11 protein-coding genes and 2 pseudogenes are annotated in these 12,270 nt (G+C 55.5%); 5 read left to right on the forward strand and 8 right to left on the reverse strand.

Annotated features, from left to right (window positions below; translation table 11 throughout):
• The first annotated feature begins 96 nt into the window (after positions 1-96).
• Entirely contained in the window at positions 97-1,374 is a 1,278-nt protein-coding gene (locus N8E88_RS10900) for an NAD(P)/FAD-dependent oxidoreductase (RefSeq protein ID WP_262291756.1), read from the forward strand.
• A 41-nt stretch (positions 1,375-1,415) separates the two neighbouring features.
• Here the strand turns inward: N8E88_RS10900 and N8E88_RS10905 are convergent, their stop codons facing one another.
• The 6 genes and pseudogenes from N8E88_RS10905 to argE form a co-directional block, all read right to left on the reverse strand.
• Positions 1,416-2,870 carry an NAD-dependent succinate-semialdehyde dehydrogenase gene (locus tag N8E88_RS10905; protein WP_262291757.1) on the reverse strand — a complete coding sequence of 485 codons (1,455 nt, stop codon included), beginning with the start codon at positions 2,868-2,870 and terminating at the stop codon, positions 1,416-1,418.
• Between the two features lie 15 nt (positions 2,871-2,885).
• Positions 2,886-3,929: a tartrate dehydrogenase gene (locus tag N8E88_RS10910; RefSeq protein WP_262291758.1), complete on the reverse strand. Its 1,044-nt coding sequence runs from the start codon at positions 3,927-3,929 to the stop codon at positions 2,886-2,888.
• A gap of 12 nt (positions 3,930-3,941) precedes the next feature.
• Entirely contained in the window at positions 3,942-5,405 is a 1,464-nt protein-coding gene (locus tag N8E88_RS10915; RefSeq protein ID WP_262291759.1) for an aldehyde dehydrogenase family protein, read from the reverse strand.
• A 150-nt stretch (positions 5,406-5,555) separates the two neighbouring features.
• Positions 5,556-5,911, reverse strand: a pseudogene (locus N8E88_RS10920) (cupin domain-containing protein).
• A gap of 17 nt (positions 5,912-5,928) precedes the next feature.
• Positions 5,929-6,852: a 2-hydroxyacid dehydrogenase gene (locus N8E88_RS10925; protein ID WP_262291760.1), complete on the reverse strand. Its 924-nt coding sequence runs from the start codon at positions 6,850-6,852 to the stop codon at positions 5,929-5,931.
• 24 nt (positions 6,853-6,876) lie between these two features.
• Positions 6,877-8,001 carry an acetylornithine deacetylase gene (gene argE / locus N8E88_RS10930; RefSeq protein WP_262291761.1) on the reverse strand — a complete coding sequence of 375 codons (1,125 nt, stop codon included), beginning with the start codon at positions 7,999-8,001 and terminating at the stop codon, positions 6,877-6,879.
• A 250-nt stretch (positions 8,002-8,251) separates the two neighbouring features.
• On the opposite strand from argE, the gene N8E88_RS10935 reads away from it, so the two are divergent.
• The gene (locus N8E88_RS10935; protein ID WP_262291762.1) at positions 8,252-9,130 is read left to right on the forward strand and encodes a GNAT family N-acetyltransferase; all 879 of its coding nucleotides are present in this window, start codon (positions 8,252-8,254) and stop codon (positions 9,128-9,130) included.
• Positions 9,131-9,181: 51 nt separating this feature from the next.
• Here N8E88_RS10935 and N8E88_RS10940 read toward each other — a convergent pair whose 3' ends face one another.
• The gene (locus tag N8E88_RS10940; RefSeq protein WP_262291763.1) at positions 9,182-9,445 is read right to left on the reverse strand and encodes a hypothetical protein; all 264 of its coding nucleotides are present in this window, start codon (positions 9,443-9,445) and stop codon (positions 9,182-9,184) included.
• Between the two features lie 374 nt (positions 9,446-9,819).
• Positions 9,820-10,539, reverse strand: coding sequence for a Crp/Fnr family transcriptional regulator (locus N8E88_RS10945; protein ID WP_262291764.1), 720 nt, complete (start codon positions 10,537-10,539; stop codon positions 9,820-9,822).
• A gap of 169 nt (positions 10,540-10,708) precedes the next feature.
• On the opposite strand from N8E88_RS10945, the gene N8E88_RS10950 reads away from it, so the two are divergent.
• From N8E88_RS10950 to N8E88_RS10960, 3 genes and pseudogenes are all read left to right on the forward strand, one after another.
• Positions 10,709-10,987 carry a hypothetical protein gene (locus N8E88_RS10950; RefSeq protein ID WP_262291765.1) on the forward strand — a complete coding sequence of 93 codons (279 nt, stop codon included), beginning with the start codon at positions 10,709-10,711 and terminating at the stop codon, positions 10,985-10,987.
• A gap of 27 nt (positions 10,988-11,014) precedes the next feature.
• A complete protein-coding gene (locus tag N8E88_RS10955) occupies positions 11,015-11,191 on the forward strand; it encodes a hypothetical protein (RefSeq protein ID WP_262291766.1) in 177 nt (58 codons plus the stop codon).
• A gap of 905 nt (positions 11,192-12,096) precedes the next feature.
• Positions 12,097-12,257, forward strand: a pseudogene (locus tag N8E88_RS10960) (cupin domain-containing protein); the annotation flags it as partial.
• Between the last annotated feature and the right edge of the window lie 13 nt (positions 12,258-12,270).

A 12,270-nucleotide genomic window follows, 5' to 3' on the forward strand; every position in this document is an offset into this window, starting at 1 on the left:
TTCGATCTGATTTGTTAAATGGCGCTCCAACAATCGTATTTGCGCGCATTTATTTGTAATTCCAGTTTCGGAAATGCGCTATCATCGCGAGGCAAAATGCAATTCAAGCCCTATTGGCACGATACTACACCGCCTTTCACACAAGCGGAGCAGCGCTCCCCGGAAGGACACTATGACATCGCCGTCATCGGCGGGGGCTTCACCGGACTTTCTGCTGCGTTGCACCTTGCCAAGGGTGGCGCGCGCGTCGCGGTCTTCGAAGCATCTCTCGTCGGTTCCGGTGCATCGGGGCGCAATGGCGGTCATCTCAACAATGGCCTCGCCCACAGCTTCATTGCGGCAAAACAGCACCTTGGCGCAGAGCGCGCCAAGACACTCTACAAGGCTTTTGACGACTCGATCGATACGATCGAACGGATTGTACGGGAGGAGAATATCGACTGCTCCTTCCGCCGTGCCGGCAAGTTGAAGCTTGCGTCCAAACCAGCCCATTTCGATGGTCTGGCACGCAATTTCGAGGCCATTCACGCGGAAATCGATCCTGACACAGCTTTACTGCGCCGCGATGAGCTTGCAGGCGAAGTCGGGTCCAGCGGCTTCCATGGTGCGATGCTTTCCAGGAAAAGCGCCATGATGCATATGGGCCGCTACGTTACCGGACTTGCGACAGCCGCAGTACGCCAAGGCGCGGCGATCTTTGAAAACACACCCGTGATCGAACGCAGGAACGTCAATGGTCTTAATCAACTCATAACATCAAGCGGCACGACTACGGCTGACAATATTATCCTCGCAACAGGCGCCTATACGACTGATAGTTTTCCCTATTTTCGCAAACGCATCATCCCTGTCGGCAGCTTTATCATTGCGACGCGGCCACTGACGGAAAGCGAAATCGCAGTCACCCTGCCGGGCAACCGCACCTATGTGACGTCGATGAATATCGGCAACTACTTCCGGCTGGCGCCGGACAACCGCGTCATCTTTGGTGGCCGTGCCCGCTTTTCCACCACATCCGACCAGCGTTCCGATGCCAGAAGCGGCGCAATCCTTCGCGCAAATCTTGTCAGGATTTTTCCGCATCTGGCCAATGTCGAAATCGATTATTGCTGGGGCGGTCTCGTGGATATGACGCAGGACCGCTATCCGCGTGCGGGCTTCGCCGATGGCGTGTGGTATGCAATGGGCTATTCCGGCCACGGTGCCCAGATATCGACGCAGATGGGCATCCATCTGGCCGATGCCATTCTTGGCCGCGGCGACTGCAATCCGGTTGCCGATCTCGCTTGGCCGGCTATTCCAGGCTATTCCGGCAAGCCCTGGTTCCTGCCGCTGGTCGGCCTTTACTACAAGATGCTGGATACGATTCAATAATCCAAAAATGAGAGTCCGGTTAAACCGCGCTCTTCATTGGTTCACAATCCACCGACATGCAGCGTTTTGACTTCCAGGTACTCGTCAATGCCAAGCCTCGATCCTTCGCGGCCAAGACCGGACTGCTTGACACCGCCAAAGGGAGCAACTTCCGTTGATATCAGGCCGGTGTTGAGACCAACCATACCGAATTCCAGTGCCTCAGTAATCCGCCAGGATCTCTTCAGATTCTCAGTATAGAAATAGGCGGCAAGGCCGAACGGCGTGCCGTTGGCAAGTTCGATAGCCTCTTCTTCCGTTTCAAAACGGAATAGCGGGGCCACCGGGCCAAAGGTTTCTTCGGAAGCAAGCAGCATGTCGGTTGTTGCATCACCAAGAACAATCGGACGGGCGTACTGACGGCCTTCCGGCATTTTTTCGCTTTGTGCGAGGATTTTTGCGCCGCGACCCAAAGCATCGCTCACGTGGCGCTCGATCTTTTCGATAGCCGAGCGGTTGATCATCGGGCCAATCGCGACGCCCTCCTCGGTTCCTGCGCCCACTTTCATCGCAGAAACGCGGCTGGCCAGCCTGGCCGCAAATGCGTCATAAATTCCGGACTGCACCAGAATACGGTTGGAGCAGACACAGGTCTGACCGCCATTACGGAACTTCGATGCAATCGCGCCCTCAACTGCCTGATCCAAATCGGCATCGTCAAAGACGATGAACGGCGCATTGCCGCCCAGTTCAAGGCTGAGCCGTTTGATGCTGTCGGCTGCGCCTTTCATCAGCAGCGCGCCAACGCGTGTCGAGCCGGTGAAGGAGATCTTGCGCACTGTCTCGTTTGTCATAAGCTCCTTGCCGATTTCCGTCGGCATGCCGGTCACGATGTTGATAACGCCAGCCGGAATCCCTGCCCGTTCGGCAAGAACCCCCAGTGCCAGTGCGGAAAATGGCGTGAATTCCGATGGCTTGATAACAACCGTGCAACCTGCTGCAAGGGCGGGCGCGACTTTGCGCGTAATCATCGCATTCGGAAAATTCCATGGCGTGATGATTGCGCAGACGCCTACCGCTTCTTTGAGAACAAGAATGCGGCGGTCAGACGAAGGCGAAGGTATGGTGCTGCCGTCAATACGGCGTGCTTCTTCGGCAAACCATTTGACGAACGAGGCGCCATAGCGGATTTCACCCAGAGCTTCGCCAACAGGCTTGCCTTGCTCCAATGTCAGCAGCAGTGCCAGATCCTGCTCGTGCTCGCCCATGAGAGCAAACCAGCGCTCGAGAAGGGCTGCGCGCTCGGCGCTTGTCTTCTTTTTCCAGCTCTTGAACGCTCTCGCCGCCGCATCGATTGCGGCGCGCGTTTCCTCGACTCCCATATCGGGGACGGTGCCCAGCGTGCCGAGGCTTGCCGGATTGGTGACATCAACGACCGCTCCTGTGGCTGCATCCTGCCAGAGACCGCCGATAAAGCCCTGTTGCCTGAAAAGAGCCGGATCCTTTAATGTGTGCATGTTTTCCTCTTTTCGTTAGGCGAGGGCCGAAAGAACGGCCTGCGTGATCGCGTCCGTTTTGTCCTTGCCTGCGATCGTTCCGATACCCTGCATGGTGGCTGCCTCGATTGCCGCCATCACGTCTTTTGACGCTAGATGTTCGCCAAGATGGTCGAGCATCATCGCACCGGACCAGATCGCCGCAATCGGATTGGCAATGCTTAAATGGGCAATATCAGGCGCCGAACCATGAACCGGTTCGAACATGGAAGGTGCACTGCGATCCGGATTGATATTGGCCGAAGCGGCATAACCTAGCCCACCCTGAATAGCCGCACCAAGATCAGTGAGTATGTCGCCAAACAGATTTGAGGCAACGATAACGTCAAGGCTTTCGGGTGCCATCACCATGCGCGCCGCCATGGCATCGATATGGTAATGCGAAATCTCCACATCGGGGTATTCCTTGGCAACGTCCCGCGTGACCTCATCCCAAAAAACCATGGAATATTTCTGTGCGTTTGACTTCGTTACCGAGGCAAGCTTCTGACGGCGTGCGCGGGCTTGCTCGAAGCCGTAGCGTATGATGCGCTCGACGCCGGTACGCGTGAAAATTGCAGTCTCAACCGCGACTTCATCTTTGGTGCCGGAATGCACGCGCCCGCCAGCTCCCGAATATTCGCCTTCGGTATTTTCACGGATGCAGAGGATATCAAAACCGTCGGAGCGCAGTGGCCCCGTTACACCGGGCAGAAGCCTATGCGGTCGTATATTGGCATATTGCACAAAGGCCTTGCGGATTGGCAGCAGCAAACCGTGCAGGGATACTGAATCTGGTACTTCCGCAGGCCAGCCCACAGCGCCTAGGTAAATTGCATCGAATTTGCGCAGGGTTTCGATAGCATCCGCTGGCATCATAGCGCCGGTTTCATGATAATAAGCGCAGGACCACGGGAAACGAGTGCCCTCAAGGTCAACACCCCTGCGCTTGGCAACAGCCATCAAAACCTGCAGTGCCGCATCTGTAACTCTCTTGCCAATGCCGTCTCCCGGAATCAAGGCGATCGAATAGCTTTTCACGATGAGTTCCCTTTAAAGTTCTATGAGCACGCTTTTTGATCTTCGGTTCGCCAGATAGGCTTCCCGGCCGAGGTCCTTGCCGATGCCCGAGCTCTTGTAGCCGCCGGTTGGCAGAATATGGTCGCGCGAGCGGCCATAACGGTTCACCCAGACCGTGCCCGCCTGCATCGTCTTCGTCACTCGAATCGCCCGCGACAGGTCGCGCGTGAAAAGTCCTGCAGCCAGTCCATACGTCGGATGATCGGCAAGCGCGAGGGCCTCCTCTTCTTCCTTGAAGGTCTGGATAGTCAGCACGGGCCCAAAGATTTCCTCGGTTACAGCCGGTGAATTTTTGCCAACGCCGCGCAGCAGTGTTGGCTCATAGAAGTAACCATCTCCATTCATCGAACTGCCGCCGACAACACACTCCGCGCCGAGGCTCACAGCCTTCTTCACGATTTTATCAATACGGCAGAGTTGCCGCTCGGAGATGATGGGTGAGTACTGGGTGTTCTCGTCCCACGTCATCCCCGGCTTGATGTTCGCCATGTGTCGCGCGATAGCTTCGCTCAAGGCGTCCGCGATGTCTTCTGCCACGATGAGGCGCGAACCGGCCACGCAGACCTGTCCGGCATTGGACAGAATCCCAAGCGTGATGGCTGATGCTGCCAGGTCAAGATCGGCATCGCTGAACACGACCTGAGGGCTCTTGCCCCCGAGTTCAAGCGTCATAGGCTTGATGCCGGTGCGGGCAATATTTTCCATTATCGCGGCACCAGCCGCAGTGGAGCCGGTGAAGCTCACTTTGGAAATATCCGGGTGGCCGGTGATGGCGTTGCCAGTCGTTGGTCCGTCTCCAAGGACGATATTGATCAGCCCCGCCGGGATACCGGCCTTTTCGGCCAGTTCAGCCATGTAGAGAGTGGAGAAAGGCGTAATTTCAGATGGCTTAAGAACAACGGCATTGCCTGCGGCCAGTGCCGGCCCAAGTTTCCAACCGGCCATGGATATTGGGAAATTCCACGGGGTGATGGCACCAATGATGCCGTAAGGTTCGCTCAACGTCATGCCAAAATTGCCGGCGCTCGTGGGAACGACACTACTCCCTTCCTTATCGGCAAATTCAGCGAAAAAACGTATCTGCTCAGCAGTAGAGGCAATATCGCCTTCAATGAGCTGCGCAATCGGACGGGTTGAGGAAACGGCCTCGAGGCGGGCCAGAGCAAATGCCTCCCGCTCAATAAGATCGGCCCAGCGGTGCATTGCATTGAGCCGTTCGCGCGGGCGCACATCAGCCCAGCCACTTGATTTTAATGCTGTTTTTGCGCCCTGCACCGCTTGGTCAACCAGCCCACTGTCGGCAACAGGGCAATCGCCATAGGCCTTTCCGTCAGAAGGTCTGCGCATTTCGATGCTTCCTGCTGAATCCACGCGCTGCCCGCCAATGAAGTGATACAATGGAAGCTGAAGCGTTTGCGGATCAAAGCTTAATGTCATGGAGCACCTCACACTATTGTCCACTTAACGATAGTGCTGGACGCACCGCATTTTCCGTTGAGAGTAGACCGCCTGACGGCTTTCAATCGCGTCAGGCGGGTTATATGCAGCGGATTATTCTGGACCGGCACCGCCATCAATGCCGATAGCCTATTCGTAAACGCAGACGTATATCTTGCGGACGGTTTCAATGGTGCGCCAAATGCCCACGAAACCAGGTTTCATCACAAAGCTGTCGCCCGCGCGATATATGTTTGTTTCGCCGTCTTTTTCCTCGATCTCCACAAGACCGGATAGGATATGACAGAACTCAAAGGTTGCGCCCTTGATGGAGTGCGTTCCCCCGGTGTTGCCTCCCAGATGCCTGTCAAGACCTTTTCACCCTTCGAGGCATCCAGCGCCCATGCCTTGAAAGCTGGGTTGCCTGAGATAAGCCGTTCCGGGGTCGGCAACGCCTCTTTTGGTGCAAAGCTTGGATTTGTGTCGATGGTAGTCAGGAGTGACATGTCATTTTCCTCTTGCGTTAATAACCTAGCGTTCGGTCGATCAGGCCGATCAGTTTTTTTCCTGCGCGATGACGCTGGATATTGTCGATGACGAATTTTGCAGCCGTCTGCGGTTGGGTTACTGAAGCGATATGCGGCGTGATAAGTACCTTGGGATGCAGCCAAAGCGGGTGTCCTGCCGGAAGCGGTTCGGGGTCAGTTACATCCAACATCGCGCCAGCCAGATGGCCGCTGTCCAACGCCTCTATGAGTGCCGCCTGATCGAGCTGTGGCCCGCGACCGACGTGCAAGAGTCGGGCGCCGCTGGGCAAATGGGCAAACAAGGGGGCATTGAGTATGCCACGCGTTTCATCCGTAAGCGGCAGAAGACAAATGAGAATATCCGTCTGCTCCAGAAAGCTGACGAACTGGTCTTCACCATAAAAGCATCCGACGGCCTCAATCTCCTTCCGCCTGCGGCTCCAGCCAGTAAGGGGAAACTGAAACGGCTTGAGACGTTCTATTGCCGCCTGCGCCAGCATCCCAAGTCCAAGAAATCCGACACGTCGCGCGGTTGCGTGAGGAACAGCAAGCGCTCGCCATTCCTCGTGGTCCTGATGTTCGCGATAGGCAATCACCTCGCGATGAAGCGTCAACACGCCAAGAACCACATATTCCTGCATCATGCGGATAATGTTGTCTTCCACCATGCGCACGAGCTTCACATGTTCCGGCACGCTGGCGAGCTTGAACTGATCAACCCCCGCGCCGATCGAAAAGAGTATTTCAAGATTGCGATAGCGCGCGATGTCATCGGGCGTCACCCAGCTGATCAAATAACGTATCTTGTCAGGATCAACGTCTTCGCCAGCTTGAAAGAACTGGAGATCTGGAAGCCCACGCGCAAAAGCCGTGCGAAAGACGGCACCGCGTGCTGCATCGGAATTGAAGAGAAATGCCATCGAAAGTTGCCGTCTGCTCGAGTATCATGCTGCAAGGCGTGCGCCGAGATCTTCGATCATTTTCTGGCACGCCTTGAGTTCATCGAGCTCGATATATTCGTTGGGACGATGCGCACGGCTTATGTCGCCAGGACCGCAGATAATCGCATCGATGCCGGCCTGCTGATAAAGCCCGGCTTCGGTGCCGTAACTCACGGCAGGAAGCGTTTCCTTTCCGGTGAGTTCGACCATAAGCATTGCGAGCTTGGCTTCCCGCGGCAGCGATAGTGCCGGATACGCGCTCAATTCGTGCCAAACCACCTCATAACCTCGCTCTCTCAAGGCAAATAGCTGCTCTTTTACCTCTTTGAGCAACAGCCTTGGCGAGACACCGGAAATGGCACGCACTTCGATATCGGCAGTACATCGATCAGGGATGATATTGACTGCCTGACCGCCAGAAACGACACCAAACTGTAAGGACGAATAGGGCGGCTCGAAATTGTCATCAAAGGGGCCCTGCTCCAGAGACCGGCCGTAGACCACCGCCTGTGCGATGACGTTCGCCATGGCATGAACCGCATTCAATCCCAGATCAGGCCGAGACGAATGTCCTGAGTGCCCCACCACGTCAAGCCTTGCCGCTGCTTTCCCCTTATGCGCACGTACAGCTTGCATCCGGCTCGGCTCACCGATGATTGCCCCCAAGGGCTTCGCGCACAAATCGGGTAAAGCTGCAAGCAAATGCGGTACCCCACGGCAACCAGCCTCTTCATCATAGGAAAAAGCAAGGTGTACAGGACGTTGCAGATTGCTGGCGGCAAGTTTCGGCAAAGCAGCCAATGCGCAGGCCAGAAAGCCCTTCATATCGGTCGTTCCGCGGCCGCAAAGCCTCTTTCCATCCTGTCGGAGTTGGAAGGGATCCGTTTTCCACCCTGCCTCGCCGGCCGGCACAACGTCCATGTGACCTGAAAGAATATAGCCGGGCACATTATGCGGCCCGGCAGTTATCAATAGATTGGCCCTGTCGCCCTCCGGTCCTGGCAGCACAGTTGCTTTCGCGCCAGCAGCTTGCCCGTAAGTGCTGATCCAGTCGACGATCGCATCATTGGGTTTGCCCACAACCGAGGGAAACCGTATCAGCATTGCCAGAATTTCTTCGACCTTCATATACGCCACGCCGTGAGAGAGCAGAGTTTCGAACGGTTATCAGCATAATTGCCTTGAGAAGTATTCCGTGCCGAATAACGCCAAGCTTCAAACAAAGATTGCGAATTCGCCCTGCCCAGAAGCAATACGTGCCGGCATTGCCGTGCGATGATGCACAAAATATGCCTATAACGTGATGGCATTCATCGACAGGATAACAAACTGCATGCCCCAGGCTCGGTTACGGGGTGAAGAAAGCGGATAAGCTGAAATGCAAAATTCAGTGCGACTGAAATCGTTTGAACTGGTAGCGCGTGATATCGCAGAGGTGGATATCAGCTTCCTTCATGCCCTATCGCTGGGTGTTGGCTGGCCGCACCGTCCCAATGACTGGGAAATGCTGTTGCAGAGCGGACAGGGCCTTGTTGCCGTCGATGGCATCGGACGGGTTTTCGGAACGGCAATGTGGTTTCCGCACGGAGTAGATTTCGCCACTATTGGCATGGTGATTACTTCCCCGCGCACGCAGGCACAGGGCAACGGCCGCTGGCTCATGGATCAGGTTCTGGGGCGCTGCGCCGGCAGAAACCTTAGCCTCAACGCCACCAACGCTGCCTACAGTCTCTACGTTTCGCTCGGCTTTTTGAACGAAGCAACCGTGTATCAGTGTCAGGGCGACGTCGCCCTGACACTGCCGGCCACTCCTCCCCTGAGCGGAGAACTGGTCGCCATGCCATCAGAAGAATTAGGCGCCATCGCGAGCCTGGATTGTCAGGCATTCGGGACCGATCGCACCAGTCTGCTCGCTCTGATCACTGAAAAATCCACGATTTACGGACTGAGACGCAATGGTCAACTTGTTGGGTACTCCTGCTGCCGTGAGTTCGGTCGCGGCAAGGTTATTGGTCCAGTTGTCGCCGCCAGCGATCAAGACGCAATCAATCTGACCGCGGTCCATTTTCAACATCTCAAGGGGGAATTTGCACGCGTCGACACCCGTGAGAAAGACGGCGCTTTTGCAGACTTCCTCGCGCAATGCAGGCTCGGCGTTTTCGATACGGTCACGACGATGTCGAAGGGGGAAAAGTTCCTGAATCGGAAGGCCGGCGAGCCATGGGTTTACGGACTGGCAGCACATGGATGGGGCTGAGGGGTTGCCACGTTGTTTGAAGCAGGCAGCAACGGTGTCCGTCAGAGAATTTCAGACCGTCATGAAATACTGCAGCGGCGATGCTCCGAGGCCCTTATCAGCGAGCACCGCCGAGCGGTCGTCGTTCGTAGAATGGATCAAATATTTTTGCATGATCGGCGCCAGCTCGACACAAAAGTGCCGGATCCGTGCCATGCCGCGGGCATGCACCATGTCCTCGATGGCGACCTGCACGGTGCGCACAAAAGTGACCAGGCCAATGAAGAAAAGACCAGGAAGCAGAACCAGGCTGAACAGCACGAAAGGGTTTCCCATTTGCGTAACTTGCGCGACGAATGACAGGGCGATCGTTACGCTTGAGACCGACGTAAGAATAGATTGGCGCGCTGGTTGGCTTCCTGAATCGTGGCTGCCTGGGCGGTCTGCAGTACAAAATGCTCGGTTGTCATGCACTGCAGGATTTGCTGTGTGTTGTTGCGCTCTTCTGACATCACTTCCTCATTTGGCTGCGAACGCCAACTTGACAGACTCGAGGAACGGGACCAGGAGCGAAAACCTTCTTCGCTCAACGTGTGCGTAGGAGTTCGCAATCAGTTGTTGTTCCAACCGACCAGCTGGTGTTCTGCTGGACAATACTCTCTTGACCACATTAACAGATTATCCATGGCCGGATAATGGTCTGGATATGCTCAGCGAGATATCGATGCGCCTAGCAAGTTCTGATATTCGCGCTCGGCTTCACCGTAAAATCCGTTAGCCTCAGCCAACAAACCCGCGCGATCAACGATGGTGACCTTGCCGCGGGTAGCACGGGTATAGCCCTCGCCCTCAAGGGCATGCAGGGTTTCTGTCACCCATGGACGTCGCATGCCCAGCATCACTGCCATGAACTCATGGGTGAGATATAGATCATGACCCGAAGTGCGATCATGCACCATCAGCAGCCATCGGGCCAATCTTGTCCGGGCGTCGGCTTGACCATTGACCAAAGCTGTCGTGGCGGTCTGGACAACCATCGTCTGGACGTAAAGAAGCAACACCCGCTGCAGCGTCCGGCTTTGCTCCATTGCAGAGAGCAATTTGCCGGCAGCAATCCGGTGGCCAGCACCGGGAAGCTGAATGTAGACGGAGAGCGGCGCGCTGGTATTCCCGAGCACGAGCGAAGTCCCCGTCATTCCATCCAGGCCGACCAAACCAATTTCGATATCGCCGCCGGAAGGGCTTTTTGCTACAATTGAGGCTATGCCGTCCTCGATAAACAGCGCGGCGTCAATAGGCTCCCCCGGACTTTCAATGGGATCTCGTAGGGAAAATGTTACGTATTCGAGATCCGCGACAAGCAGCTGGAAATCAGCCGGTGACAACAATCTAAGGAGTTTGTTTTGAACAGAGGATTGGACCAAGTTCATGTTGCTCCTTCCCGCGAGGAACAAACTGACGATCCAGCGCTTTCAAAAAAACCATAAATATCAAGTTGGAAACCAGGAACAATGGTATGTCCTCCAGAGGACAATCCGGGAATATAGGCCACTCGGAAAATGTCGGTTAAAACAGAGCTGCTGCGCGCCTGAGGTCAGGATGGATCGTAACGCCACATATCGCAGGCTCCTCAACGAGGATGATATACCCGTTGATGCGGTATGCCTACGGATAATCGAAAAGGCTGGCCGGCCGCTCGCCGAAGTCGAGTGGCCAGAAAATAGCCTCACCAACAAGGGCGACTATTTCTATGCCACACCCGTTCCGCTGGCGCTTGAGCGGGCACTTGACGTTAAAGACAATTACGGTTTTCGCGAAATAGTCATCATTATCGACGACCTAGCGCTTTGGAACGACGCATGTGGAATTGTCATCTAATGCCGGGTTGCAAAGGATCGAATGCGAATGCAATCCCGCGCTTTTGCCAAGGCTCTATCACAGGGCGGCTCACTCATCTGGCCTCCTGTGCAATCCAGCAGCATCATCGGAAATTATCCATCATTGACCGCGTTGCTCACGACGATTCAACCCTCAAATTGGGTGCTCGACATTGATGCTCGCTTCAACGCTTTTGTTATTTGACTGGCAAGCCCTCCTGGCTGCCGTCTTTGTGGCGTTTCTCTGGCTCCATTTTGCCCTTCATGTCCTAAGGCCTTGTCTGGTCAATTTTTGACCATTCCAAGCGATCAAGCAGATGCTGAAACCTCGCATCCGTCCTTATGGGAAAGTGGCCAGACTTCCTTCCCGCCTGGAACTCGTAATCCCTTCCGCTGCAACCAGGTGGCGGTAGCTACCAAGCTAGATTTTGGTGATATCACTAGCAGACACCACTACCATTATTTCGCTGAAACCCCATCGAACAGGTAGAGGAGCGTCGCGTTGGCCCTTGCTGACTGATGCCGAGTGCGCACTGCGATTGCTACCGCAATTTCTCATTCTTCGATTGGGTTTTGCTGGAACTTGCCCGCGTAGGAGGGCGTTGGATCTCTTTCGATCAACTGAACTGCACGGAGGCAATGATGGACTTCCATTCAACCGTGGCCGAACCGCGATGTAAATTTAAGCGAGGCGATCCGGTCAAGATCCTAAAACATGAGGCGAAGAACGCGCGAGGTCGCGACCCAGGTGAATGGATTCAGGCGTGGGTCGTGTCAAATTCCGAAGCTGCTGTGACCGTTCTATTTCGAGACGGAACGCGTGAAGTCATTCCTTGGTCCTCAGGCAGAGTTTGCGCCGCGAAAGACAAGTTTCGAATTTAGCAACAATCGACCGAGCGGCTGTAGTGTCTGGCGCCGCGAAGAACAAAATTATTGAGGTCGACTGGCTTCACGACGCTGTACCAAGATGAAGCTTGATCCGTTCCGTCGCAGGGTGCGTACCGAAGAAGTGTCGAAGCCTCTGCTGCTTTTGAAGAAGCCTCCGACCCCAAGCTTCCCAATGTGCCTGGCAAAAACATCAAGGGCATACTGGTGGAGCTTGAGTCGGGCGGCTCGATCCGCGGGCAGGTCAATGGCGGGCCCTCTACCACGCCGGCGAAAGCTGCGAGGAGTTTCCAGGCGACCATCACGGTGTCAGCGAGGATGGGAGCAAGGCTAAGGCTGCGGGGCTCCTCGCAGTTTTCGTCGTCGACACCGACCAGAAGAGCCTATGGCCTGCGAAGG

Origin of the sequence: Phyllobacterium zundukense, assembly GCF_025452195.1 — a bacterium.
In the GTDB taxonomy this organism is placed as follows: domain Bacteria; phylum Pseudomonadota; class Alphaproteobacteria; order Rhizobiales; family Rhizobiaceae; genus Phyllobacterium; species Phyllobacterium zundukense_A.